Origin of the sequence: Neorhizobium puerariae (assembly GCF_042429745.1) — a bacterium.
Taxonomy (GTDB): Bacteria; Pseudomonadota; Alphaproteobacteria; order Rhizobiales; family Rhizobiaceae; genus Neorhizobium; species Neorhizobium puerariae.
This window is the reverse complement of record NZ_JBHMAA010000018.1, coordinates 72111-97830: the sequence shown is the minus strand read 5'-3', so window position 1 is coordinate 97830 and position 25720 is coordinate 72111. Positions and strand designations below refer to the sequence as shown.

25 protein-coding genes are annotated in these 25720 nt (G+C 61.0%); 21 read left to right on the top strand and 4 right to left on the bottom strand.

Annotated features, from left to right (window positions below):
* Nucleotides 1-2: 2 nt before the first annotated feature.
* Genes ACFFP0_RS17125 through ACFFP0_RS17110 form a run of 4 tightly spaced genes read left to right on the top strand, consistent with a single transcriptional unit; the run spans nucleotide 3 to nucleotide 4587 of the window.
* Nucleotides 3-950, top strand: coding sequence for an ABC transporter permease (locus tag ACFFP0_RS17125; protein ID WP_377263152.1), 948 nt, complete (start codon nucleotides 3-5; stop codon nucleotides 948-950).
* Nucleotides 947-2770, top strand: a complete 1824-nt coding sequence (locus ACFFP0_RS17120) for a dipeptide/oligopeptide/nickel ABC transporter permease/ATP-binding protein (protein ID WP_377263150.1) — start codon at nucleotides 947-949, stop codon at nucleotides 2768-2770. The genes ACFFP0_RS17125 and ACFFP0_RS17120 overlap by 4 nt, the downstream gene beginning before the upstream one ends.
* A complete protein-coding gene (locus tag ACFFP0_RS17115) occupies nucleotides 2767-3786 on the top strand; it encodes an ABC transporter ATP-binding protein (protein ID WP_377263148.1) in 1020 nt (339 codons plus the stop codon). Before ACFFP0_RS17120 ends, ACFFP0_RS17115 begins: the two co-directional genes overlap by 4 nt.
* 36 nt (nucleotides 3787-3822) lie before the next feature.
* Nucleotides 3823-4587 carry a 6-phosphogluconolactonase gene (locus ACFFP0_RS17110; RefSeq protein ID WP_377263146.1) on the top strand — a complete coding sequence of 255 codons (765 nt, stop codon included), beginning with the start codon at nucleotides 3823-3825 and terminating at the stop codon, nucleotides 4585-4587.
* A 378-nt stretch (nucleotides 4588-4965) separates the two neighbouring features.
* Here ACFFP0_RS17110 and ACFFP0_RS17105 read toward each other — a convergent pair whose 3' ends face one another.
* From ACFFP0_RS17105 to ACFFP0_RS17095, 3 genes are all read right to left on the bottom strand, one after another.
* Complete coding sequence (locus tag ACFFP0_RS17105; RefSeq protein ID WP_377263144.1) at nucleotides 4966-6264, bottom strand: acetyl-CoA hydrolase/transferase family protein; 1299 nt, start codon at nucleotides 6262-6264, stop codon at nucleotides 4966-4968.
* A gap of 79 nt (nucleotides 6265-6343) precedes the next feature.
* A complete protein-coding gene (locus tag ACFFP0_RS17100; RefSeq protein WP_377263142.1) occupies nucleotides 6344-6997 on the bottom strand; it encodes a 3-oxoacid CoA-transferase subunit B in 654 nt (217 codons plus the stop codon).
* Nucleotides 6998-7007: 10 nt separating this feature from the next.
* The gene (locus tag ACFFP0_RS17095) at nucleotides 7008-7685 is read right to left on the bottom strand and encodes a 3-oxoacid CoA-transferase subunit A (RefSeq protein WP_446692712.1); all 678 of its coding nucleotides are present in this window, start codon (nucleotides 7683-7685) and stop codon (nucleotides 7008-7010) included.
* 343 nt (nucleotides 7686-8028) lie between these two features.
* Between ACFFP0_RS17095 and ACFFP0_RS17090 the strand changes: the two genes are divergently transcribed.
* The 11 genes from ACFFP0_RS17090 to ACFFP0_RS17040 all read left to right on the top strand — a co-directional run bounded on the left by ACFFP0_RS17090 (nucleotide 8029) and on the right by ACFFP0_RS17040 (nucleotide 18952).
* A complete protein-coding gene (locus tag ACFFP0_RS17090) occupies nucleotides 8029-9186 on the top strand; it encodes an ABC transporter substrate-binding protein (RefSeq protein WP_377263138.1) in 1158 nt (385 codons plus the stop codon).
* 86 nt (nucleotides 9187-9272) lie between these two features.
* Nucleotides 9273-10139 (top strand): branched-chain amino acid ABC transporter permease, encoded by an 867-nt coding sequence (locus ACFFP0_RS17085; protein ID WP_377263136.1) that lies wholly within the window; start codon nucleotides 9273-9275, stop codon nucleotides 10137-10139.
* A 12-nt stretch (nucleotides 10140-10151) separates the two neighbouring features.
* Nucleotides 10152-11855 (top strand): branched-chain amino acid ABC transporter ATP-binding protein/permease, encoded by a 1704-nt coding sequence (locus ACFFP0_RS17080; RefSeq protein WP_377263134.1) that lies wholly within the window; start codon nucleotides 10152-10154, stop codon nucleotides 11853-11855.
* Nucleotides 11852-12562 (top strand): ABC transporter ATP-binding protein, encoded by a 711-nt coding sequence (locus ACFFP0_RS17075; protein ID WP_377263132.1) that lies wholly within the window; start codon nucleotides 11852-11854, stop codon nucleotides 12560-12562. Before ACFFP0_RS17080 ends, ACFFP0_RS17075 begins: the two co-directional genes overlap by 4 nt.
* A gap of 202 nt (nucleotides 12563-12764) precedes the next feature.
* Nucleotides 12765-13961 carry an acetyl-CoA C-acetyltransferase gene (locus tag ACFFP0_RS17070; RefSeq protein WP_377263130.1) on the top strand — a complete coding sequence of 399 codons (1197 nt, stop codon included), beginning with the start codon at nucleotides 12765-12767 and terminating at the stop codon, nucleotides 13959-13961.
* A 22-nt stretch (nucleotides 13962-13983) separates the two neighbouring features.
* Nucleotides 13984-14277 carry a DUF1330 domain-containing protein gene (locus ACFFP0_RS17065; protein ID WP_377263128.1) on the top strand — a complete coding sequence of 98 codons (294 nt, stop codon included), beginning with the start codon at nucleotides 13984-13986 and terminating at the stop codon, nucleotides 14275-14277.
* Nucleotides 14278-14325: 48 nt separating this feature from the next.
* On the top strand, nucleotides 14326-15498 hold the full coding sequence (locus ACFFP0_RS17060) for a thiolase family protein (RefSeq protein ID WP_377263126.1): 1173 nt from the start codon (nucleotides 14326-14328) through the stop codon (nucleotides 15496-15498).
* Nucleotides 15499-15507: 9 nt separating this feature from the next.
* Nucleotides 15508-16251 carry an SDR family oxidoreductase gene (locus tag ACFFP0_RS17055; protein ID WP_377263124.1) on the top strand — a complete coding sequence of 248 codons (744 nt, stop codon included), beginning with the start codon at nucleotides 15508-15510 and terminating at the stop codon, nucleotides 16249-16251.
* Nucleotides 16252-16265: 14 nt separating this feature from the next.
* Nucleotides 16266-17069 carry an enoyl-CoA hydratase/isomerase family protein gene (locus ACFFP0_RS17050; protein WP_377263122.1) on the top strand — a complete coding sequence of 268 codons (804 nt, stop codon included), beginning with the start codon at nucleotides 16266-16268 and terminating at the stop codon, nucleotides 17067-17069.
* 52 nt (nucleotides 17070-17121) lie between these two features.
* Nucleotides 17122-18276 (top strand): acyl-CoA dehydrogenase family protein, encoded by a 1155-nt coding sequence (locus ACFFP0_RS17045; protein WP_377263120.1) that lies wholly within the window; start codon nucleotides 17122-17124, stop codon nucleotides 18274-18276.
* Nucleotides 18277-18313: 37 nt separating this feature from the next.
* Nucleotides 18314-18952, top strand: coding sequence for a glutathione S-transferase family protein (locus ACFFP0_RS17040; RefSeq protein ID WP_377263118.1), 639 nt, complete (start codon nucleotides 18314-18316; stop codon nucleotides 18950-18952).
* A 42-nt stretch (nucleotides 18953-18994) separates the two neighbouring features.
* On the opposite strand, the gene ACFFP0_RS17035 is transcribed toward ACFFP0_RS17040, so the two are convergent.
* Nucleotides 18995-19822 (bottom strand): IclR family transcriptional regulator domain-containing protein, encoded by an 828-nt coding sequence (locus ACFFP0_RS17035; protein ID WP_377263116.1) that lies wholly within the window; start codon nucleotides 19820-19822, stop codon nucleotides 18995-18997.
* Between the two features lie 217 nt (nucleotides 19823-20039).
* Here ACFFP0_RS17035 and ACFFP0_RS17030 point away from each other — a divergent pair, with 217 nt between their 5' ends.
* The 6 genes from ACFFP0_RS17030 (at nucleotide 20040) to ACFFP0_RS17005 (ending at nucleotide 25704) form a co-directional block, all read left to right on the top strand.
* Nucleotides 20040-20567, top strand: coding sequence for a nuclear transport factor 2 family protein (locus tag ACFFP0_RS17030; protein ID WP_377263114.1), 528 nt, complete (start codon nucleotides 20040-20042; stop codon nucleotides 20565-20567).
* Nucleotides 20564-21454 carry an MBL fold metallo-hydrolase gene (locus tag ACFFP0_RS17025; RefSeq protein WP_377263112.1) on the top strand — a complete coding sequence of 297 codons (891 nt, stop codon included), beginning with the start codon at nucleotides 20564-20566 and terminating at the stop codon, nucleotides 21452-21454. Before ACFFP0_RS17030 ends, ACFFP0_RS17025 begins: the two co-directional genes overlap by 4 nt.
* An 87-nt stretch (nucleotides 21455-21541) precedes the next feature.
* The gene (locus ACFFP0_RS17020; protein WP_377263109.1) at nucleotides 21542-22468 is read left to right on the top strand and encodes a LysR family transcriptional regulator; all 927 of its coding nucleotides are present in this window, start codon (nucleotides 21542-21544) and stop codon (nucleotides 22466-22468) included.
* A gap of 168 nt (nucleotides 22469-22636) precedes the next feature.
* On the top strand, nucleotides 22637-23800 hold the full coding sequence (locus ACFFP0_RS17015; RefSeq protein WP_377263107.1) for an acyl-CoA dehydrogenase family protein: 1164 nt from the start codon (nucleotides 22637-22639) through the stop codon (nucleotides 23798-23800).
* 249 nt (nucleotides 23801-24049) lie between these two features.
* Nucleotides 24050-24919: an HTD2 family dehydratase gene (locus ACFFP0_RS17010; RefSeq protein WP_377263105.1), complete on the top strand. Its 870-nt coding sequence runs from the start codon at nucleotides 24050-24052 to the stop codon at nucleotides 24917-24919.
* Complete coding sequence (locus tag ACFFP0_RS17005; RefSeq protein WP_377263103.1) at nucleotides 24916-25704, top strand: HpcH/HpaI aldolase/citrate lyase family protein; 789 nt, start codon at nucleotides 24916-24918, stop codon at nucleotides 25702-25704. The genes ACFFP0_RS17010 and ACFFP0_RS17005 overlap by 4 nt, the downstream gene beginning before the upstream one ends.
* Nucleotides 25705-25720 lie beyond the last annotated feature (16 nt).

Here is a 25720-nt window from a genome sequence, read left to right as displayed (position 1 = left end):
CGATGTGGTTTTTAAAACGGCTGGGGAGTTCGGTCCTCCTTGTCTTTCTGATCGTGACGCTTGTGTTCCTGGGGCTCCGGCTGGTGCCGGGGGACCCGGCACTGGCTCTCCTGTCGCAGAGCGGCGCGGCGGTCGACCCCAATTCGGTGGCGCAGTTACGGGCACAGCTCGGTCTGGACCGGCCTTTCGTGTTCCAGTATCTCGATAATATCGCCGCTCTTCTGCGCGGCGATCTCGGTGTCAGCATGCGCGACGGCGCGTCTGTTGCCAAGGAGATCGGGCTACGCCTGCCGCGCACCCTGGAGCTCGTCGCTCTGGCCGCGGTCATCTCCTTCGTCGTCGCGGCGCCCATGGGGCTTTATGCGTCCACCCGGGCCGGCGGCTTGCTGGATCGGGTCGGTTTAGCCGCGGCCGCAGTTTCGGTCTCGGTTCCGAATTTCGTGATCGGCTCGATGATGGTGCTGCTCTTCGCCACAACGCTACGATGGCTGCCGACCGGCGGCTATGTGCCGTTCTCGGAAGATCCCATCCGCCACTTCGGTCTGGCCCTGATGCCGGCGGTCACCATGGCGATCGGGCTTTTTGCTCTTGTTTTCCGTATGATGCGGACGACCTGCCTCGAGGTCATGCAGCGAGATTATGTGCGGACTGCCGTCGCCAAGGGCCTGTCGCCTCGCCGCGTGCTGTTCCATCACGTTCTGCGCACCGCGTTGATGCCGGTGCTGGCGGCCTTCGCGCTGAACCTCGGCATCCTGATCGGCTCGGCGGTCCTGGTCGAATATGTCTTCAATTATCCCGGCCTCTCGACATTGATGATCGACGCGGTGAACTCCCGAGATTATCCGATGGTGCAAGGCTGTGTCCTGGTGATCTCGGTGATCTTCGTGGGGCTGAACCTGCTCGTCGACCTTTGCTACGGTTGGCTCGACCCCCGGATTCGTCAGTTATGAGAAAGTCACTTCCCTTCATCGCCTTCGGGATTATCGTTCTCGTCGCGCTGATCACCCCGCTTCTGCCGCTGCCCAATCCGGTGACGATGAATATCGTGAGGCGGATGGCGAGCCCATCCGCCTTGAACTGGCTCGGCACCGACGAATATGGGAGGGACATGCTGTCGCGTCTTCTCTGGGGTGCACGGATTTCGCTGGCGGTCGCGGCCTCCACCGCCGTGCTCGCCTGTCTGATCGGCGGCGCGCTCGGCATCGTCGCCGGCTATTTCGGCGGCTGGATTTCGGCGATCATCATGCGCGCGACCGACGTCGTGCTCTGTCTTCCCCACCTGCTCGTTGCCATGCTGGTCGTCACCTTGTTCGGCCCCGGCCTCTCGACGCTGATCCCGGTGCTGGTCTTCGTCTATATTCCAAGCTTCGTGCGCGTGGCCCAGGTTTCGACGGCGATGATCCGCCCGAACGCCTTCGTCGAGGCGGTCGGTACGCTGGGCGCCCGGCAGTTCCGCATCCTCACCCGCACGATCTTGCCGAATGTCGCCGGGCCGCTTCTGGTACAGGTGAGTTTGACAGCGTCCTCGGCGATCATGCTGGAATCCGGCCTGTCGTTCCTGGGCCTCGGCGTACAGCCGCCGGCGCCCTCCTGGGGTTCGATGATCGGCAATGCGCGCGGTGTCATGAACATGGCGCCGATGCTGCTGGTCTGGCCCTGTCTCGCCCTGGTCCTTGCGGTTCTCACGATCAATTCGGTCTGTGACCGGTTGCGCGACCTGCTCGATCCTCACCAGGTTGCCAAGGCGCCGCTCAAGCAGACTGCCGCGGCACTGGCGCGCCGCGCCGCATCCAGGGTACCTGCGGCGGGCGATCTGGTCGAGATCCGCAATCTGGATCTGGCGCTGGCCGGATCTGGCGAGCCACCTGTCAACCTGGTCTATGGCGTTGACCTGACGGTGAAGGAGGGCGAGACGCTCGCCATCGTCGGAGAAAGCGGGTCGGGCAAATCCCTGACGGCGCTGGCGCTTGCCGGCCTGCTTCCTCCGGCGGTGCAGGTCGTGGGTGGCAGCGCACGGCTGGCAGGACAGGATATGCTCAGCCTCCCGGAGCCTGAATTGCGGATGCTACGCGGGTCGGCTATTTCCATGGTCTTCCAGGACCCGCTGTCGTCGCTCAACCCGGTCCATACCGTGGGCCGCCAGTTGACCGAAGCGATCCTCGCCCATCGGCCGATGTCGAACGCGGCTGCCCAGGCTGAAGCCGTCGAACTACTGAAGCTGGTCGGTATTCCTGATCCGGTCGCACGGGCGCGCAACTTCCCTTATGAAATGTCGGGTGGCATGCGACAGCGCGTGATGATCGCCATGGCGATCTCCAACCGCCCGAGCGTGGTGATCGCCGACGAGCCGACCACGGCGCTGGACGTTACCGTTCAGGCGCAGGTCCTTGATCTCCTGCGTGACCTGAAGGAGAAGGAGGGGATCGCGATGATCTTCATCGCGCATTCGCTACCCGTCGTTTCGGAAATCGCCGACCGTGTGGCCGTCATGTATAGCGGCGAGATCATCGAGGAAGGCTCGGCCCACACCGTGTTGCGCCGCCCGATGCATCCGTATACGCGAGCCCTGATTGCCTCGAGCCCTGAGGGCGATGATCTGCCCGAGGGTATTCCCGGCCGCGTGCCGCCTCCGGCCGCCCGCCCGTCAGGTTGCGCCTTCCGCGCCCGCTGCGCCTATGCAGCGGAAATCTGCGCCACCGGCCACCCGCCGCTCGTTTCGATCGGCGGCGACCACAGCACCCGTTGCGTCCGCTGGAGGGAAATCGCATGACCGAACCCTCGAACACCATAATTCCGGTGACGGCCGCTTCCGAACCGCTGATCGCAGCGAAAGGACTGGGTAAGGAATTCTATGCCCGCAGCATGTTCCGCTCGGCAGTCACCGTGCGCGCCGTTTCGGACGTTACCCTGTCGGTCGGCCGCGGCGAAATAGTCGGCCTTGTGGGCGAAAGCGGGTCCGGCAAGAGCACGATCGGCCGCATGCTGATGGGCCTGATCCCGCCGACCAGTGGCGACGTCACCTTCGATGGCGCTGCTCTCGGCAAGACCCGCGGATCGGCGCTCAGGCGGATGCGCCGACGGATGCAGATGATCTTTCAGGACCCCTATTCCAGCCTCGATCCGCGTCGCAGCATTGGCGCGCAGATCGCCGATGGGATGCAGATCCATGGTCTGGTGGACGCGTCCGAAACCAAGTGGCGCGTGGGCCAGTTTCTAGAAGAAGTCGGCTTGCCGGCCGAGGCCGCACGACGTCATCCGCATGAATTCTCCGGCGGCCAGCGCCAGCGCATCTCGATTGCGCGCGCGCTGTCCACGGAGCCGGAATTCATCGTCGCGGACGAGCCGGTCTCGGCGCTCGACGTGTCGATCCAAGCTCAGATCGTCCGGCTTCTTCACGATCTTGGCCGCAAGCGCTCACTGTCGATCCTGTTCATCAGCCATGACCTGGCGGTGGTACGTTCGCTCTGCGACCGGGTGGTGGTGCTCTATCTTGGCCGGATCATGGAGGAAGGGCCGGCGCGCGAGGTCTTCCTCAATCCCCAGCACCCCTATACCCGCGCACTGATCTCCTCCGCCCCAAGTCTCGATGCCGAGCAGCGCAAGAACCGTATCCTTTTGAAAGGCGATCCGCCGAGCCCCGTCAACCCGCCGTCCGGATGTGTGTTCCGCACGCGTTGCATGCATGCAATTCCGGCCTGCGCCACCGCTGTCCCCGCACTGGAGAAGCGTGCGGAGGGGCACTACGCCGCCTGCATCAGGCCCGAGGTGGCCTCTACGTCGCCTTGAGCGACCTCAACACCATCAGAATGACAAGGAGAACGCATGCAAACCCGGAAATATGACCAGCTCGAAGTCCGGATCTTCGAGAAAGACGAAGAGATCGGCGTCGATGCCGCAGCCGAGCTCGCCAAGACGATCAAAGCCGAACTGGCGAGGAAGGATGAGATCACCATCATCATGGCGCTGGGTGCGGCCCAGCCGTTTTTCTTTCCGGCGATCATCGCGCGCGATGACATCGAGTGGTCCCGCATCAATGTCTTGCACGTCGATACCTATATGGGCGTCGCCGAAGACTGGATCGAAAGCGGAGCATCCCGGATGCGCCGGCATCTGCTGGATCATGTGAAGCCGAAGGCCTTTTACCCGATGCTGGGCGATACCGTCCCGGTCGAGGCCGAGCTGGAACGCTATACGAAAATCTACAACGAACTGCAGCCCTGCCTGACCGTGGTCGGTATCGGCGAGAGCGCTCATCTTGCCTTCAACGACCCGCCGGCCGACTTCACGACAACCGAAGTCATAAAGGCCGTCATGCTGGACGAAAAGACCCGTGGCCAGATCAAACGGCGCGGCTTTTTCGAAAACCCGGATGACATTCCTTACTATGCTTTGTCGCTGACCATGCACGCCCTGCTGAAGACCGGTCGGGTGCTCGCCTTGGCGCACGAGCCGCAAAAGGCCCAGGCAGTGAAGGATCTCTTGGAAGGACCGCTCAGCATCATGTGCCCTGCTTCGATCCTGCAGAAGACCGCGAATGCGACGCTGTTCCTCGGCCCCGAAAGCTCGGCACTCCTGGAAGCCAAGTGATCGCCGGGATCACCACCGGCCGACACGAAAACGCGCGCCAGGACGGCGCGCGTTTTCTCACTGAAGCTTGGGGGCGCCGCAAAGCTGTAAAGGATGCGAAAGGCATTGCCTCAATGTTCTGCCTGGCGAGGTCAAGCACTCAAAGGACCGGAAGAAGGATTCGTATAATCTCGGCAAGACCTTCTTATATCTCATCGCTTTCGCGATACTGAAGGGCTGCTCGCAGGACAGCTTTCTCTACCGGCATGGGGATCGTTTTACAGCTTCGTCTTCTACCTGGAAATCGCTCTCAATAGTGTTGGTTGCGCCAAGATCACGCGGAGCGTGGGCGGCCAAATGGTTATCTTTCGCATTCCTGCCGATTATCCGGAAAAAATCTTAGCAGTCAGCATTTTCGGTTGACGCCGCTTTTTCAAGCGTCTCCCGCCATTGGGGCGCGGCAATGGCAAGCATCAATTTTCGGCGCTCCCGTAGACTACGCCCGCGAAGATCCGCAACGCCATGCTCTGTCACGATCAGTCCGGCTTCGCTGCGCGGTGTGCTGATCGGTCCGGAAAGACGGGCGACGATGCGGCTTTTTCCGGATTTGGCAACAGTGGAAGGCAGGGCGACAATAGGTAATCCACCTGGTGATCTATGCGCACCGCGAATGAATTCCGCGGCACCGCCAACGCCACCGACATAATGAGAACCAACTGTTTCGGCGTTGATTTGTCCGGTCAGGTCGACTTCGATCGCGGAATTGATGGCGGCAAGCTTGTTCACGTTGGCCAGCACGCCGGGATCGTGGGTGTATCCGGTGCCGCAAACAAGCAGGGCAGGGTTCTCGCGGGCGAAGTCATAGAGCCGATGGCTTCCCAGAAGCCAGCCCGCAACTGAAACACCCGTGTTGATCGACTTGCGGGCATTGGTGATGACACCGGCTTCCATAAGCTCTGCCACCCCGTCGCCGATGACGCCGGAATGAATGCCGAGATCGTGATGCTTCCGCAGGGCATCGAGCACTGCCTCCGGAATCTGTCCAAGTCCAAGCTGCAAGGTTGCGCCATCCTCGATCAGGCTTGCGACATTGCGTGCGACATGTCTTTCAACCGGCCCCGGCTTGATGGGGGGCAGTTCCAGCAGAGGATGCGAGGTATGAATGACGCCATCGAGTTCATCGGTGGCGATAGTCACTGCACCGAATACATTCGGCATCTGATCGTTGATTTCGGCGACGACGATCCGGGCGGTTTCGATCAGCGGCAGCAGATATTCCTGTACGAGGCCCAGACTATGGCGGCCCCGGGCATCCGCTGGCGGCAGATGGAGCATCAGAACGTCAACCGGCTCGAGTGCCGCTGCAAACTGCGAATACGGTAGCGGCAGAATATCGAGAAGGCCGGCTGCCGCCAACCGTCGGTTATTGGCGCTGGCACAATAGGATATGAAGCGCACGACATCACCAAATTCCGGCGAGGCCGTGTCGGACAATGTCAGGCCAATACCGGCCCGAAAGCCGCCGATTGCATGACGGTCGCGCATCAGCGCGGCCGTCAGCGTGGTTGGTTCGGCCCCTGCCTGTCCCCAGACCACCATTGCGCCGGCCGGAATCCAGTCCTGCATACGCAATTCGTCGAGATGGATTACCCGTGTGGTCGTCGCGCCGCGTTGCCTGCGCACCTGAAATGCGTCCATGACTTTTTCCCTTGCATGAAAGAGAACTGCGCAGTGAGCGAAGAGCGTCACCGTCGTTGGCCCGTATTCGCGTATCCGGTCAGACAGCCAGTTCCAGGGGGGCCGCGGTGCGCCCTTGCAGCTCTGCCAGCGACAATCCGTCGACCATATCGACGACCCGGAAGCCATGCGGCAGGACGTCAAGAACCGCGAGATCCGTGTAGACGCGGTCGACCGAACGTTGGGCCGTCAGCGGGTAGGAGCAGTATTCGACCAGTCGTGGCGCTCCGGTTTTCGTGACATGTTCCATGGCTACCCATACCCGCCTTGCGCCAACGGCGAGATCCATCGCGCCGCCTACGGCCGGCGCAAAGTCGCTGTCCGAACGGGCCCAGTTGGCGATGTCGCCGCCCATCGCCACTTCGTAGGCTCCAAGTACGCAGAGATCGAGGTGACGGCCACGGATCATCGCGAAGCTGTCGGCATGATGAAAGTAGCTGCCGCCCCGGTTGAGGGTCACATGCTGCTTGCCGGCATTGATGAGCCAAGGGTCCAGCGTCTCCGGAGTGGCTACAGGACCGATGCCGAGGATACCGTTCTCGGCATGGAAGACGACCTCGATCCCGGCAGGGACGTGATTGGCGACAAGCGTCGGCACGCCGATGCCGAGATTGACGTACCAGCCCTCGGGAATATCTCGGGCAATACGTGCCGCGATCTGGTCGCGGGTGCGGGCTGTCCATGAAGTGGTCATGTTGGAATCCTTAAGCAGCAGGGGAACCGTAGGGAATGTGGACGACCCGGTTGACGAAGATACCGGGTGTAACGACCCGTTCCGGGTCCATGTCGCCAAGCGGCAGAAGATGCTGTGTCTGTGCGACCGTCAGCTTGGCGGCCATGGCACAGATCGGGTTGAAGTTTCTGCCGGACGCCCTGTAGGCGAGATTTCCCCAGCGATCTGCTTCCCATGCCTCGATAAGTGCGACGTCGCCATGAAGAGCTGTCTCCAGCACGCATTCGCGCCCGTTGAACGCGCGAATTTCCTTGCCGGCGGCGAGCCGCGTGCCGACCCCAGTCGGAGTGAAGAAGGCAGGTATGCCGGCCCCTGCGGCGCGCATCCGTTCCGCCAGCGTGCCCTGCGGCACGAGTTCCAGATCGAGCCTCCCCTCCCGATAAAGCTCCTCGAATATCGTCGAGCCGGGAATGCGCGGGTAGCTGCAGATCAGCTTCCTCACGCGGCCTTCGCGCAGCAGCCGTGCCAGACCGACCTGGCCATATCCGGCATTGTTCGCAACCACAGTGAGGTCGCTTGCTCCCGTTTCGAGAACGCCTTCGATGAGATGCGTTGCCTGGCCCACGGCGCCGAAGCCCCCGAGCAGGAGCGTGTCGCCGTGTCGTAGCCCTTCCAATGCCTGGGCAATCGTCTCGGTCGTCTTGTCAATCATTCCCTCTCCTCCCAGAGACGTCGGTTCCACAAGAAACCTCGTGGTTCAATGTGGAAAAGTTCGTTATACGGACAAATGTCCATAAAATATCGCAACGTGATTTGATATTGTCAAGCTGGCAGACAGGCGGCAGAAGGTCGAAAATGCAGTGGCGAGGCGATGTGCCATAATTTATATCTATATATATCAATGTGATAAGTCGTATTTCGAGACCCTGTCGATCGTTTGCCATGGGAAGGATGCTTGACGACCCTGAAACATCGTCTACGCTGATTATCGAACAAATGTTCGTATTACGGACTTTTGAGAGGAAACATATGCTTCTTCAGGGAGGAGGAAGATGGTGAGGAAAATCATTGCATCCGTGATGGCTGTGGGGCTGCTTGCATTCGCCGGAGGCGCTGCTGCGCAGGAAAAGCCCAACGACCCGGCAACGTATAAATTCGGGGCCATTCTTGCCATGAGTGGCAAAGCGGACTGGTATGGCAAGGTCATGAGTCGTGCCATTCAGCTCGCCGTTGATGAAATCAACGCCAAGGGCGGTGTCGATGGCATTCCACTCGAAGCGATCATCGAGGATCACAAGAGCGGCGTGGCCAAGGAAGGCGTTTCGGCAATGAACCGCCTGATCAGCATTCACAAGGTTCAGGCCGTTCTGACCTCGTTCTCGCCGCCGACACTGGCCATTGCGCCGATTGCTGACGAGAAGGGGATACTGCTGCTCAATGGCGGCGGTACCAGTGCCGCCTTGCTCAACGCATCGAAGAACATGTTCCACAACCGCACGTTGTCCTCCGACCTGGGGCTGGCTGCGATCAAATGGGCGGAAAAGCGTGGTCTGGGCGATATGGCGCAGATGGTCTGGAAGAACGATGCCGGCGAAAGCGTTGCCGCTTCTGCCCAGCCCTATTGGGAAAAGGCCGGGCACAAGGTGGTTGCCACGGAGTTCGTCGAACTGGGAGCTTCCAATATCGACACTCAGGTTGCCAAGGTTCGGGTTTCCAATCCGAGCTGGGTCGGCCTTTGGCTATTCAGCCCGGAATCCGGCCTTGCCATCAAGAAGCTGCGTGAATTCGGGGTGAAGGTGCCGTTGATCGGCATCGAGTTTACCGGCGACATCAAGGAGATCGCCGGCAACACGGTCGAGGGCTTCGAATATGCCTCGGACTATTTCACGCCGTCCAATGAATATCCGTGGTCGCGTGACTTCGCGGCCGCCTACAGGGCTCGCTACGGTGAAGACCCGGAGTTCTACGCGGCCAATTACTACGAGAATGTCTATGTTCTCGCCGAAGCGATCCGCCGCGCCCGCGCCAAGGGCGGCGACTATTGGGACGGCAGGAAACTGATCTCCGCCATTCGCGAGAACCCGGTCTTCGATAGCGTGTACGGCGGCTCGATGACCTATCAGTCGAATGGCGTCGCCAAGAAGCGCGTTGCGATCTTCAAGGTCGAAGAAGGCAAGGGCAAGTTCGTTGAGTATGTCAGTCTCGACTGACAGGCCCGTTGGCCGGGCTTGAACCCCGGGGGCGGTTCGAGCCGCCCCTCCCACATCTATTCGTGACATCAAATTGAGGGTCGATCATGGACCTTGTTATACAGCTATTGCTGAATGGCGTCGTGAACGGCAGCCACTACGCACTGCTCGGGTTAGGCTTCGGGTTGATCTTCGCGACGACGCGGATCGTGCATTTTGCCTTCGGTTCGATCTTCACCTTCGGTGCTTATGTTGCCTGGTTCGTGTCCGGCCATACGGGCGCTCCGATCCTTCTCGGCCTCGTTGCCGGCATCGCGGTGGCCATGGCGCTCGGCGTCGCCTCCTATGTCGGCCTCTACCAGCCGCTGGAGCGCCGCGGCGTCAGTCCGCTCATTCCGCTGATCGCATCGCTCGGCCTGACAATTGTTCTCGAAAATCTTGTCGGGATCATTTTCGGTACCGGTGCGCGCACTATCGGCGTTGATGCCAGCATTTACTTTCTTGGACCGGCTTTCTTCACGTCGATCCACATCTGGCAGGTCGTGAGTTTCCTGCTGGTTTGCGTGCTGCTTTATCTGTTCGTGAACTACACGCGTTACGGCAAGGCCATCATGGCGATGACCGACGATCCGGAAATGGCGCGGGTTATCGGTATTGATACCGCCCGCGTGTCGATCCTCGTCTTTGCCCTGGGTTCCGCTCTTTCGGCCATAGCCGCCCTGCTGGTCACGCTGAAGGACGGCGCGAGCACGCATATGGGGTTCACGGCCGTGTTCATGGGTTTCGTGGCGGTAATCGTCGGCGGTGTCGGCTCTCTGCGGGGAGCCATTGCCGGCGGCTTCCTGCTTGGCCTCGTCGAAAGCCTCGGTCTCTGGAAAATCTCCACCGAATGGCAAAGCTCCATCGCATTCATCGTGCTCTTCTTGATGATCCTTCTGCGCCCGCATGGCCTCTTCAGTCTCGCGCGCAGGTAGGGAGAACACCAAATGGACTTTCTTTATCATATCGGCGTGCTGTTTTGCCTTTACGCCATCCTTGCGATATCGTTCAATCTTCTCATCGGTTTCGCTGGGCTGTTCGCCCTGTCCCATGCCGCGCTCTATGCGATCGGTGCCTATACGACCGCCATCCTGACGACCAAGCTCGGCCTTGCCTTTCCGCTGCCGTTTCTCGGTTCGGTGCTGTTTGCGATGCTTCTGAGCACGATCATCGCTTTGCCGGCGCTGCGTGTGAACGGGCACTATCTCGTCATCGTCTCGCTCGCCCTCCAGATCATCGTGCTTCAGGTCATCCTGAACTGGAAATCGCTGACCGGCGGAACCGATGGTATCGGTGGCATTCCGCCTTACCACTTCGGCAACATCGTCATCGATACACCGTTCCGCTTCATGATTGTCGCGTTCATTGCCCTCGTCCTGTGTTATTGCATCGCGGGGGTTCTGATCCGCTCGCCGTTCGGCCGGGCGTTGCGCGCCATGCGCGACAATGAATCCGCTGCCCAGGCTGTTGGCCTCGATATCCTGTTCATGAAGGTTGCTGTTTTCGCCATCTCGGCCGGTCTGGCCGCTGTCGCGGGGTCGTTGTTCGCCCAGTATTTCAGCTATGTCAGCGCCGAGAGCTTCTCCATCAACGAAACCATCTACATTCTCGCCATGGTCATCCTCGGCGGCGTAGGCAATCTGCGCGGCTCGGTGCTGGGCGCGGCCATTCTCATCATTCTGCCGGAACTGTTGAAATTCCTGCCGTTGCCGGTCGATATCGCTGACAAGATCCGTCTGGTTCTTTACGGATGCGTGTTGATGGCGGTGCTGGTTTTCGCACCCCAGGGGCTGCTTCCCGAACCGCGCGGCCGCAAGGCGATGTGGGTATCGCCGGATACGGACGACGATCGGACGGACGACGAAGCCCTGCTATCGTCCGAAGGCGGCAAGCGCGACGAAGTGGTGCTCGAAGGCCGTAATCTCGGCAAGCGTTTCGGTGGCGTCGTGGCGGTGTCCGACTTCTCGATTTCGCTGAAGAAGGGGCATATCACCGGTCTTCTCGGCCCCAACGGCGCTGGCAAGACCACGGCCTTCAACCTGCTGACAGGCTTTCTGAAACCGACATCCGGTCAGATTCTTCTCCATGGACGCGATATCGCCCGCAAGAAGCCGCATGAACTGGTTGAAGCTGGCGTGGCGCGTTCGTTCCAGGACCTCCGGCTGTTCACCAACATGACGGTGCTGGAAAATGTAATGGTCGCATTGCCCGGCCAGAAGGTGCGCGGCATCTGGCGGTTGTTCCTGACGCCGATGGCCGGGCGCAGGCGGGAGCAGGATGCCATTCGCAAGGCAATGCACATCCTGCGCTTTGTCGAGCTTCACGACCGTGCCTATGAGACGGCCGCCGATCTTTCCTATGCGGAAGAGAAGCTGCTGGTCGTTGCCCGGCTTCTGGCAACGGGGGCGGAAGTGCTGCTGTTCGACGAACCGATGTCCGGCCTCGACCAGACTACGCTGCACGACATCTTCCCGGTGATCCGCAAGCTGGCGGAACACGGCAAGGCCGTCTGCATCATCGAGCACAATCTCGACGTCATCAAGGAACTCTGTGACGAGGTCTTCTTCCTTGATGAGGGGCGCACCATGGCCGTCGGCAAGCCCGATGAGCTCATGAACAATCCCGAGCTCGCCGAAAGGTATTTCAAATGACCGGTCCCATTCTTGAAACAAGGGGTCTGAGCGCGGGTTATGGCAAGAAGAAAGCCATCCAGGGCATTGATCTTCGTCTGGCGCAGGGCGAAACGCTCCTCATGCTCGGGCACAATGGTGCTGGCAAAACGACCTTGATGCGGACGATCTTCGGCCTTTTGAAGCCGATGTCGGGAGACGTGCTCTATGAGGGGCAGGCGATCACCGGGCGCATTCCCGCGCGCAATGTAGTCGAGGGCATCGCCTTCGTGCCGCAGGGACACGGAATTTTCCCAAGCCTGACCGTCCGCGACAATCTGGAACTTGGCGGTTTCGTCGATGCCGATGCGGCCAGGAAGAAAAAGCGGATCGAGGAAATCTACGGAATGTTTCCGATTCTCCGCGATCGCGCCGGGCAGATTGCCGGCACGTTTTCCGGCGGCCAGAAACAGATGCTCGCCATCGGCATGGCACTGATGCACGGGCCGCGCGTGCTGATCCTGGACGAACCCTCCATCGGCCTTGCTCCCAATCTCGTGGGACGGGTCATGGAATCGATTGCCGAGATCAAGGCGCGCTTCAATGCCTCGGTCATCGTGGTGGAGCAGAATATCAAGTATTCCCTGCCCATCGCCGACCGCGTCATGGTGCTGAAGACAGGCGGCGTTATTTACGAAGGCGATCCAGCCCCGCTGAACGATCACGCCCGTCTGGTCGAGCTTTTCTGAGCTGCAAGCATGGCGCCGGCGCTTTGGCGCCGGTTCTACCTGCCAATGATTGAAAGTCGCATTCGCCGGAACAGCTTATGCTGGACCGAGCGACAGATCGGAATGATGGAGGAGTCTATCCTTTGCAAAATACGAACAAAAGTCCATTTAACGAACATATTGAATATGTGATGACGGTTGCCGGGCAACCACGGAGGGGCGCATGAAGGAGGCCTTTATCGTCTCTCCGCTGCGCACGCCGATCGGGCGCTTCGGCGGCGGATTGCGGCCGCTGACGGCCGATGCGCTGATGGTCCACGTCATCAAGGCGTTGCTTGCCCGAACCGGTATCCCGCCCGAAACCATCGGCGATGTCGTCGCTTCGCAATCCTATGCGTCGAGCGAAGCGCCGTGCATCGGGCGCTATGGCGCTCTGGCGGCCGGATTGCCGATCGAAGTGCCGGGATTCACGCTCGACCGGCGGTGCGGTTCGGGTCTTCAGGCCGTGGTTACAGCGGCCATGCAGATCCAGACAGGCCAGGCGGATGCCGTTCTGGCGGTTGGCGTCGAGAGCATGAGCAACATCGAATTCTACACGACCGACATGCGCTGGGGCCACCGGATGGGAAACGTCCAGCTCCACGATCGTCTCGACCGGGGTCGGGTGAAGTCGCAACCCATTGAGCGCTTCGGAACGATTTCCGGCATGCCGGAGACGGCAGACAACCTGGCACGCGACTACGGCATCTCGCGCGAAGAGGCCGATGCCTTTGCCGTGCGCAGCCATCGGCTGGCGGCCGCGGCATGGCGGGAAAACCGTTTCGATGCAGAAGTGGTGCCGGTCACCGTTCCGGGGCGCAAGGGCGAGAGCACCCCGTTTTCGCAGGACGAGGGTATTCGCGAAGATAGTAACGAGGCACAGCTGGCAAGGCTGCCGACGCTTCTGCCGCAGGGATTTTGCACGGCCGGCAATTCCAGTCAGCAGAACGATGCCGCCGCAGCCTGCCTCGTCGTCAGCGAAGACTACCTGAAACAGCACGACCTGCGGCCCATGGCACGGCTTGCGGGATGGTCGGCTGTGGGTGTCGAACCGAGCCGCATGGGCATTGGCCCGGTGCCAGCGACACAGCGGGTGCTTGAACGAACAGGTATCGCGCTCGACCGGATCGATCTTATCGAGCTGAACGAGGCATTTGCGACGCAGGCACTCGCCGTTCTCAAGGCGCTTGAAATCCGGGATTTCGACAGGGTCAACGTCAACGGCTCCGGCATCTCGCTGGGACATCCGATCGGTGCGACCGGCGTCCGCATGCTCGCCACCCTGCTTCACGAAATGGACAGGCGTAGGGCTCGCTATGGGCTCGAAACCATGTGCATCGGTGGCGGCATGGGCATGGCCGCGCTTTTCGAGCGTATCTGATCTTTTTCGGAAGGAGGAAACGATGGTTGCCTATATGGCGGTTCTGACAAAGGTCGTCAGCCTGGAAGGATGGGAGCCCTATCAGGCGCGTGTGGCGGACTGCATTGCCCGAAACGGGGGCGAGTACGTCGTGCGCCGGGGGCAGGCGCAGGCGCTCGAGGGCAGTTTTGCCCATGATCGTTTCACGCTTTTCCGGTTTCCGTCGCTCGAAGCTATCGAGCATTTCTGGAATTCCGCCGAATACCAAAATGAAATCAAGCCATTGCGCGACGGCCTGGGCGTTCTCGACGTCTGGGCGGTGCAGGGCGTCGAATAGCGGCCGGCCTTTCAGGCATCAGCCTCGTTTTATTGAGGGAAAAGACACATGAGAGAAGTTATCGTCGCCGGTGTCGGCATTACCCGTTTCGGAAAGTTTCTGGAACGCAATCTGAAATCGCTCTCAGAGGAAGCCGTGAGCGCGGCCCTGACCGATGCCGGCGCGCAGCCACATCAGGTCGACCAGGTGTTCTTTGGCAACGCGGCCGCAGGTCTGGTAACCGGTCAGGAGATGATCCGGGCGGAGGCAGCGCTTCGCAATACCGGGCTGGATGGCAAACCGATGTTCAACATCGAAAATGCCTGTGCCTCCAGCAGCAGCGCCTTCCACCTTGCATGGCTGACGATTGCCAGCGGTCAGGCCGAGACGGCGCTCGTCATCGGCTGCGAGAGGCTGTCGCACGAAGACAAGCGGGTCTCCTTTGAAGTCTTCGCCCGCGCGGTCGATCTGGAGGAGCCGCTGCCGGAAGGCTATCAGGCCGGAAGTGGCTCGCTGTTCATGGACCTCTATGCGGCCAAGGCACGCAAGTGGATGGAGGCAACTGGCGGCACGCGTGAGGATTTTGCCCGCGTCGTGGTCAAGAGCCGCCGTGCCGCTCACCTGAACCCTATCGCGCAATTCCGCAACGAGACCACCGTGGAAGAGGTACTGGCGAGCCGGATGATCAGCGATCCGCTGACACTTTTCATGTGCTCATCCATCGGCGACGGGGCGGCCGCGGTCCTGCTCTGCTCCGACGAGTTTGCCCGCAAGCTTGAGGTCAAGCCGGTTCGGGTCCGGGCATCGGCCATCGTCACCGCCAGAACGTCCGGAGAGCGAGAGCCGGTTGCAGTCATCGCCTCGCGCAAGGCTTATGAAATCGCCGGTCTCGGTCCGCAGGATCTCGACGTGGTGGAACTGCACGATGCCTCCGCACCTGCCGAACTCATTCATTACGAGAATATCGGGCTTTGCGAGGCGGGCGGCGCCATCGGGCTTCTGCGCTCCGGCGCGACGGATATCGGTGGGCGGGTGCCAGTCAATCCGAGCGGCGGCCTGCTGAGCCGCGGTCACCCGATCGGCGCGACCGGTGCGGCCCAGATCGTGGAGTTGACCCAGCAGTTGAGGGGGCAGTGCGGACCGCGCCAGCGGGAAGGCGCACGGGTTGCGCTTGCGGAAAACAATGGCGGTCAGCTCGCCGGCGATTCTGCTGTTGCCTGCGTCACCATCCTTTCGGTTTGAGGGGCGATCATGGAACGGACAGCTATCGTTACAGGCGGGGCGCAGGGTATTGGCCGTGCCATCTCCCGCGCCTTGCTGGATAAGGGATGGACGGTCGCGGTGTGGGATCGCGATCCGTCGGCGCTCAATGCCTTGATCGACGAGGCCGGCCCTGACATCGGACGTCTGGTGCCGCAGACGGTTGACGTGACCTCGGGGGTGGAGGTGTCGGCGGCGGTCGAAGCGCTGAAGACGCAGGATAAAACCCCTTCGCTTCTGGTGAACAATGCCGGTGTTTCCCGTGACAAGCGCATCGTCAACATGAGCGAGGAGGACTGGGACTTCGTTCTGTCCGTGAACCTCAAGTCACAGTTTCTCTGCTGCCGCGCCGTCGTGCCCGGCATGATCGAGGCGGGATTCGGGCGCATCGTCAATATTTCCTCCCGTGCCTGGCTCGGCGGGTTCGGGCAGGTGAACTATTCCGCTTCCAAGGGGGGCGTGGTGAGCCTGACGCGCACGCTGGCGCTGGAGCTGGCCAGCAAGGGCATCACGGTCAATGCCGTCGCACCAGGCATCGTCGAGACGCCGCTTCTTCTGAGCTATGCGGACGAGGTGCGCGACAAGCTGAAGAAGACCGTACCTGTCGGCCGTATCGGCGGGCCGGAGGACATTGCGAGGGCGGTTCTGTTTTTTGCCGACCCTGAAAACAGCTATGTGACCGGCCAGTTGCTCTATGTGTGCGGCGGCCGCTCGCTCTCCAGTCCCAGCGTTTGAAAGGAAGCCCCCGAATGAGCGTGGAACGAAAAGATACCGATCATGTCGCGGTTCTTAAGCTGAATGCACCGGAAACGATGAACGCCCTGACCGTCGAGGAATTGCGCAGCCTGCGCCGTCATCTGGCCGATTGCCGCGACGACGGCAATATACGTTGCATCGTCGTGACGGGTGCCGGCACCAAGGCATTCTGCACCGGTGCCAACCTGAAGGCGACCATGCCGCCGGAAACCTCGTTTGCGGCCGGCGTATTGAAGAGTCGCGACGCGGAAGCCGGTATCGGTGGGTATACCCGCCTGCTCGACCTGAGCGATCTCGATCTGTGGAAACCGGTGATTGCTGCCGTCAACGGTTATTGCCTTGGTGGTGGACTGGAACTTGCCCTGCAATGCGACCTGCGGATTGCCAGCGAGACGGCAAGCTTCGCACTGCCGGAAGTGACCGTCGCCAGCGTGCCCGCAGTCGGTGGCGTTCAATATCTTCTGCGCGCGCTGCCCGCTGCCCACGCAATGAAACTGGCGCTAACAGGCGGCCGGATCAAGGCCGACGAGGCGTTGCGGATCGGCCTCGTCAGCGATGTCGTGCCGGGCGATGTCCTGATGGAGACCGCCTTCGATCTCGCCGCAAAAATTGCCGCCAACGGTCCTCTCGCGGTGCAGATGGTGAAGAAGCTGGCTCTTGAAACGGCCCACATGGCGCCACGCGATTTCGTCGCTCACTCGAACACCGGCTGGGGTCTTCTTCGCGATAGCGCTGACCGGATCGAGGGACGCAAGGCCTTCGCGGAAAAACGCAAACCTGCCTATTCGGGCAGCTAACGGACCCGGCTGGCCCGATTGACGGCCTCTCTCGAAATTTCGGAACGAAACCATGAATTTTGAACTCGACGAAGAACAGGAAATCCTCGTGGAATCGGTGCGGCGCATGTCTTTCGACACGCTCCAGCCCATTCTGGACCGCCACGACAAGGACAAGCCGCTGCCCAAATCGGCGATGCTGGAAATCTATGGGCATCTGGCCGGGTTTGGCATCGCGGCGGCGCGTTTGCCGGAGGAACTGGGCGGTTCCGGGCTTTCCATGCTGAGCTACGGTCTGGTGATGGAACAGTTGCCGCCAGCCATCGCGCTTTCGCTTCTCTCGCATGACGGGTCGATGACCCGGTTCAGTGCCGGAGCCAGTGAAGCATTGCGCAGCCGGTACCTGCCGGATTTCATCGCGGGTCGAAAGATCATCTGCACGGCGAATTCCGAGCCTGACGCGGGGTCCGATTCCAATGCCGTTTCCACCCGGCTCGAAATCGAAAGGGACCGGGCGTTCATAACCGGCACCAAGCTGTGGATCACCAATGCGTCGATCTGCGACTGCATGGTCGTGTCCTGTTCGACCGGCAAGGATGCGCAGGGACGGCCCGTTCCGCAGCGCGTCTTTGTCGATCTGGCCAAGGCGCGGGTCGGTCTGCATGAAACCGCACTGGCCGGTCTGCGACAGGGGCATCTCTGTGAAGTGGTGTTCGACCGGACGGAGGTTCCGCTCGACCATCTCATCGGCGAGCCGGGGGATGCCGGCAAATACATGACCATCGTGTGGAACGCCAACCGGCCGCTGATCGGGCTCATGACGCTCGCGATTGCACGGCGTGCTTTCGATGTCGCGATGCAGCATGCCATGGACCGCCGGCAATTCGGTGCGCCGCTCGCGGCACGACAGCTTGTTCAGCAGGAATTGTCCGACATGGAGGCCGCTCTGGTCAGCGCGCGTCTGACCTGCCTGATGGCGCTGGCCAATCTGGACTCTGGACGCCGGGGCAATGGTGTTTCGGCGATGTCGAAACGGCTGGCGACGCAGGCCGCAGTCGATGTAATCGACAAGGCCATGCATATTTGCGGCGGGATGGGGATCACGGAGGAACTCGGCCTGGCACAGCTTTGGCAAGACGCGCGTGTCTTCCAGGTGCCGGATGGCACTCAGGGCATCCTCGCGCTCATTCATGGCAGGGAATTGACAGGCATCAGCGCGTGGCGCTGAGGGTCCGGGAAGGAAGGAAACAATGGGAGGAAGCGAAATGAACCGACTGCACTGGTCCCCGCGCTCGCCTTATGTCCGCAAGGTCATGGTAGCGCTGCACGAAAAGGGGATCGCCGATCAGGTCGAAACCGTGCGCACTCTGGCCGATCCGATCTTTCCTCCGGAAAGCTTTTTTCCGATCAATCCGCTGGCGAAGATCCCGACGCTGGAACGGGAAGGCGAACCGGTCCTGGTTGACTCACGCGTCATCGTCGAATGGGCGGATCAGCAGGCTGAAGGGGCAGTTCGTCTTCTGCCGTCCGATCCTGAAGCGCGTCTCGTGACCCTTCGGGACGATGCCATCGGGACGGGGTTGATAGACATTTCGATGACTAGGCTGATCGAGGCGGTCCTGCGACCGGAAGACAAGCGCGACGAACGGATTATCGCGACATGCCGGAAGAAGGCGAAGGCCGTGCTCGATTGGCTGGAGGCGCATGTTCCGAATCTGGAGGCGCGGCCCTTCGATGCCGGCCATCTGGCGATCGGCGTTGCGCTTTGCTACCTCGATTTCCGCTTTGCTGCCGATCAATGGCGCGAGGGACGGTCGGCGCTGGCCGCGTGGCATCAGGGTTTCAGCGAACGCCCTTCGGTCATCGCGACGGCGTTTCGCGACGATCCGCGTCCTTCGAACTGAGATGTGGCGGCGGGCCTTGCCAGTCATGGCCCGCCGTTTTCATTACCAGCCCATGGTCTGGCTGAGCTTTTCCGCAGCCCGCTGGAGTGCGGGCAGGAAGGTGTTCTTCAGGTCGTCTACGCTATGACGTGCGGTGACGGTCGATGCATTCAGTGCCGTCGTGATCCGCTGGTTGGCGCCAAGGATCGGCACGGCAATCGACCGGATGCCGATCTCAAGCTCCTCGTCGTTGATCGCATATCCCTGCGAACGGATGCGGGAAATTTCCTGCCAGAACGTATCGCGTTCCGTGATCGATTTCGGCGTCAGTTGCTTGAGCGGATGCGCGGAAAGCCAGCGATTGAGCTCCTCGTCCGCAAGGGCTGCCAGCAGCACCCGGCCGATGGATGTGTAGGCCGCCGGCAGGCGCGTGCCGTTGACGATGCGTGAGGAATAGATGCGGCGAATTTCCATGCGGTCGATATAGATGATCTCCGCCCCTTCGAGGATTCCGACCGATGCGGATTCGTCGAGTTCCTCTGTTAGCTTGTGCAGTATGGCAGCCGAACCGTCACCCAGACCGCGGGGCATGAGAAAGCCACGGGAGAGATTGACCAGTTTGGGCGTGAGCCAGAAGAACTTGCCATCGAAATCGACGTAGTTGATCTCTTTCAGCGTCAGCAGCAGGCGGCGTGCGGTGCCACGGCTCAGCCCCGTCAGTTTGGCAGCATCCGTCAGCGTCATCCGGCCCTGCTGCTTGACGGCGGCGGGGCTGGTGAAACATTCCAGTATGCTCAAGCCGCGGGCGACGGCGACGACGAAATCCGAACCGCGCTTGTCGTCTTCCGTATCCGGATTATCGTCTGTTTCCGGTGTCATCGTCTTGGTCATCCTTCCTGGCGCTCCCGGGATTGTAGATTTCCGGCGGCTTCGGGCCGCTCCTTTTCTCCTCTATACTTGACATTGAGGCGTAAGGGAATCTACATTTTGAACAAATGTTCGCATTGCGAACATTGTCGAATGTTTCGGGCTTATAGACTGTTCTCGCAGAGCGGTTCGGCGGCGGCGGAGCGGAGGCATTCACGAGAATCATGTCAGGGAGGAATACATGAGCGAACTGGAACTGCGCATCGGTGCGATCGAGGATCGCATGGCGATTGCGGAATTGCGCGCCCACTATTGCCATGTGCTGGATGATCGGGACTGGAGCGCGCTTGCCGGTCTGTTCACGCAGGATGGGGAATTCCAAGGCCTTGCCCATGTGAAAGGGCGGGATGAAATCCTGCGCTTCTTCCGGGATACGGTGGATGGCATTGCCCAGGGCTTCTGGCACTTCTGCACCAACGCCACCGTGAAGCTTGACGGCGACACCGCCACCGGGCGCATCTCGATGCAGTATCTCTCGGTGAAGAACGGGATCTCCTACGTTTCCGCCGGGCATTACGATGACGAATTTCGCAAGGAAGACGGCGTCTGGCGTTTTCGTAAGCGCAAGATCACCTTCTACTACTTCGCACCGCTTTCGGAGGGCTTTGTCGGACGGCCCATCTATATCGATCCGCAGGGGCTTCCGCTCAGTGCCGAAGCGCAGGCCGACCGCTGGAAAGACCGCGAGCACAAGGACGTCGTGGCATGATGATGCAAAGCAGAATGATCGGCAGAGCGCGTGTGAGCCGTGTCGTGGAATATTCGGCGCCCACGCACGATCCGGCATTTCTCTTTCCCGATCTGGCGCCAGAGGATCTGGCCAGCCTGTCAGCGGAACTGGCGCCGCATCACTATGTCCCGGCGATGAACCGACTGGTGGTGACCATCCAGATCTGGGTCGTGCAGATCGATGGCAAGGTCATTCTCATCGATACCGGCGTTGGTAATGGCAAGCCGCGCGGCCCGGCACGCATGAACGCCCTGAACAATCGCGTGCCGGAGTGGTTGCAGGCCGCAGGCGCGGGATTTGCGGATGTGACCCACGTCGTGCAGACCCATCTGCACGCCGACCATACCGGGTGGAACACCGTTCTGGATAATGGCGAGTGGCGTCCGGCATTCCCGAACGCCCGCTATCTCATGCCGCAGAACGACTATGAGCATCTGGCCAAGGCGGCGCGCGACGGGTCCGACCTGACGATGGACCGGAGCTGGCAGGATAGTGTCGCGCCCGTAGTCGATGCCGGGCTGGTCGATTTCGTCAGCGATGATGCGGGCGTGATTGCCGGTTGCCTCAAGGTCGAGCCGGTGCCAGGCCACACGCCGGGCATGCTGAGCTATCGTCTTGGTTCGGAAGGCGAGGAGGGCTTGTTTTGCGCCGACGTATTCCATTCTCCGATCCAGATCCTGCGGCCAGATATCAATACGGCCTATTGCCAGCTTCCCGAAATGGCCAGGGCAACGCGGGCGCGGGTGCTGGCGGAAGCCGCCGAACGCGGCACGCTGATCATGCCCATGCATTTCGGCGCGCCGTATTGCGGTTACGTTCGCAAGCAGGGTGACGGTTACCGGTTCGAAGGCGCCGTCTGGCCGTAACGGCTGTCCTGGCCGTGTTGTCATCAAGGGGGAGAGGGCGCATGTCGCATCCCCTCCCCTCCGGAATCTGATGGAAGGTGGCCTCTTATGGATATCGGTCAGCTCAAAACCCTGATTCACGTCGCGGAACTAGGGAGCCTGAGCAAGGCATCCGCGCGACTCAACATCGTCCAGCCCGCCCTGAGCCGCAAGATCAGGCTTCTCGAAGAGGAGCTGGACGTTGTTCTGTTCGACCGGGACGGACGTGGCATGGTGCCGACCACGATGGGCGGCAAGATCATCGATCACGCCATAAAGGTCATGGACGAACTGGAAGACATACGCAGGCTGGCCGCGTCCAGAACCGAGAAACTGACGGGCGAAGTCGTGATCGGCGTTACCCCGACCGTGGCCGAGTTCGCCACCGTGCCGCTGGCCCAGAGATCCGCTGCCGAGCATCCGAATCTCGCGGTGCGGTTCACATCGGCTTTCAGCGGCTATCTGCTCGACTGGTTGCAGAACGGGGATATAGACGTCGCGCTGTCATATGATCCGGAGCGGGTGGCAAGTCTGCGGGTTCGTCCGGTGATGATCGAAAATCTGCTCCTTGTCCGCCATGGTCAATGTGCGGGCGATGGCGAAACCGGCATAGTGTTTTCCCGGCTGGCGGAGGAGCGGCTGGTATTGCCCAGCCAAAGGCACGGATTGCGCAAGATCCTCGATGCCTGCGCCCTTCGGGCGGGCATCGCGCTCCAGCCTTCCGTCGAGGCGGATTCGCTCAACGCCATCGTGGCGCTGGTGCGCAATGGTTTCGGCTCAACGATCCTGCCCCTGCCGCCGGTCCATGACGCTGTGCTGGAAGGGCGGCTGCATGCCGTTCCGATTTTCGATCCTGCCCCAACCCGTACGCTGGTCATCGCATCGGCCTGCGACCGGGGAATGACCGATGCCGCCCAATTCATTGCAAACGCGTTCGTCGATGTCGCGAATGAATTCGTCTCCCAGCGCCGATGGGCAGGCACCATGCTGGCGTGAGCCGATCGGTTGCCCATCGCAAGCCGGCATATCTCATTGAGCGTAACTCTATTGGTGCCACGGCCAGCAAGCTCTTAAAAACAGAGGGGAATTGGTTATGGGCGAAGCACTGAGCGGAATGCTTCTCTTGGAAGCCGCGCATCAGGCACCGCTGATTGGAGACGTCGCATGCAAGTGACCCGGGGTGACGATTTTCAGGACATAAGAGATGCAGTTCGCGCACTCTGTGCCGAGTTTCCGTCCGAATACCATCGCCGGATCGACGAGGCGCGCAGCTACCCGGAAGAATTCGTCGATGCGCTGACGAAGGCTGGATGGATGGCGGCCCTCATCCCGGAAGAATATGGGGGGGCCGGTCTCGGTTTGACGGAGGCGTCCGTCATCATGGAGGAAATCAACCGTTCCGGCGGCAATTCCGGCGCCTGTCATGGCCAGATGTACAATATGAATACGCTTGTCCGGCACGGCTCGGAGGAGCAGCGCAGGCGTTACCTGCCGAAAATCGCCTCCGGCGAACTGCGTCTTCAATCGATGGGCGTGACGGAGCCGACGACCGGCACTGACACGACTCGGATCAAGACCACGGCTGTCAGGAGAGGGGATCGCTATGTCATCAACGGCCAGAAGGTGTGGATCTCCCGCGTTCAGCATTCCGATCTGATGATCCTTCTGGCGCGGACGACGCCCCTCGAGCGGGTGAGCAAGAAGTCGGAGGGCATGTCCATCTTCATCGTCGATCTGAAGGATGCCATCGGTAGGGGCATGACCGTTCAGCCGATCCCCAACATGGTCAATCACGAGACCAACGAACTTTTCTTCGACAATCTGGAGATACCGGCGGAGAACCTGATCGGCGAAGAGGGGCAGGGCTTCAAATACATCCTGACCGGCCTCAATGCGGAGCGGACCCTGATTGCGGCGGAGTGCATCGGTGACGGGTACTGGTTTGTGGAGAAAGTGTCCGATTATGTGAAGGACCGTCAGGTCTTTGGACGTCCGATCGGCCAGAATCAGGGCGTGCAGTTTCCGATTGCGGAGAGCTATATCGAAATCGAAGCCGCCAATTTGATGCGCTACGAGGCATGCCGCCTTTACGATGCGCTTGAGCCCTGTGGCGCACAGGCCAATATGGCCAAGTATCTGGCCGCCAGGGCTTCGTGGGAAGCTGCCAATGCCTGCCTCCAGTTCCATGGCGGCTTCGGATTCGCATGCGAGTACGATGTCGAGCGCAAGTTCCGCGAAACGCGCCTCTATCAGGTCGCGCCCATCTCGACCAATCTCATTCTGAGCTATGTCGCGGAACATGTTCTCGGCTTGCCGAGGTCGTTCTGATGTCGTCGCCCGGCGCGCCTGCGCTTGCAGGTCTCAGGGTCGTCGCCATCGAACAGGCGGCCGGAGGGCGATTGCCTCCGTCAACGACATGGCTGCATTGTCAGCACCCGCACCTGCGCCGGGTATCGGTGGAGACCGAGGCGGGTCCTGTCGCCTGTCCGGCACCTGCCGGTCTTCGTCGGTGCCGCCGCGCAGTCATGATGTTGTACCGGCGCTTGGCCAGCATGGACATATCGAGGAGAAAGCAAGATGACCGATACTTACCCTCGGGAAATCGATATCGGGCATCTTCGCTCGTGGATCGGCCGTGAGGAAACCGCAACCGATACCGTTTCCATCGACCTTGTCCACAAGTTCAATGCGATGCTCGATCTTTCATCGGCAATACCGGCGGCAGGCGATGTAGCACCGTTGCTCATCAACTACTGCCTGGCGCAACCGGTGGTCAGGAACAGTCTTCTGGGCCATGACGGCCACCCGCAAAAGGGCGGTTTTCTGCCGCCCGTGCCGCTGCCGCGGCGCATGTGGGCGGGCAGCAGCTTGACCTTCTACGGTGATTTCCGCGTGGGCGATGCCGTGACCCGTATTTCGCGTATCGCGGATGTGGCGGTGAAGGACGGTCGCTCCGGCGTGCTTTGCTTCGTAACGGTCGAACACCGTTCCGTGGTGGACGGTCGTCTGGTGGTCGAGGAAAGGCAGGACATCGTCTATCGCGAAGCGGCGGCGATTGAAGGTGGCGCGAGGGCAGCCAATCCCGCCACGCCTGCACCTGCCGGCTCGCACGGCCGGCCCGTGCAGGTCGATCCGACGCTTCTCTTCCGTTATTCGGCTTTGACCTTCAACGGACATCGCATTCACTACGATCAGCCCTATGCCGTTCATGTCGAGCATTATCAGGGGCTTGTCGTGCATGGGCCTCTGCAGGCGACGCTTCTTCTGAACTACGCCCGCGAATTGCGGGGCAGCGTGCCGAAGCACTTTATCTTCCGTGGACTTTCACCATTGTTCGATCACGACCGTATTTCGCTGAATGCGCAGGAGGCCGATGGTCGCCTGAAACTGTGGACGGCGCGGGAGGGCGGTCCTGTCGCACTTAGCGCGGAGGCGGTTTGGGGATGAGTCATACAGATTTCACTGTGCCGCTTTTTGTTCCCGGCAACCGCCCGGAACGGTTCACGAAGGCCGCGGCATCCGGTGCGGATGCGATTATCGTCGATCTCGAGGACGCCGTTCCGGCCGATGCCAAGGAGGCTGCTCGTGCAAGCCTTGATACGGACTTCACGCATCTGCCGGTCTTTCTGCGCATCAATGGTGAAGGAACGCCGTGGCATTCCGATGATCTGCGTGCGGCGGCGGCCTTGTCCTTCGCCGGCGTTATTGTGCCCAAAGCGGAACTTGGCGGCGATCTTGCTGCGTTGGCGGCAACGAGCAGTACGCCCCTCCTTGCGTTGATCGAAACTGCGCGCGGCCTCGCCGAGGCCCGGCAGATCGCCGCATTGCCAGGGGTTGAACGGCTGATTTTCGGTTCGGTGGATTTCTGCGCCGATCTCGGATGCGCCCACACGCGCGAGGCGCTACGTTATGCCCGCTCGGAACTGGTTATGTCCTCACGTCTCGCGGAGCTTTCCGCCCCGGTTGACGGTGTGACGACAGCCATCGGAGAGATAGAGCTTGTCATGGAAGATGCCCGCCATGCGCTTGAACTTGGCTTCGGCGGCAAACTCGCCATTCACCCCAAGCAGATTGCGCCAATCCTTGCCGGCTTCAGCCCCGAGGCCTGGGAAGTCGATTGGGCGAACCGGGTTCTTGCCAGCGGCGATGGTGCGGCACGTGTCGACGGAGCGATGGTGGATGAACCGGTGCGCATGCGCGCGAGGGCTATTCTGGCCAGAGCGGCGCGGTAGGCCGTGGCCCAATTGC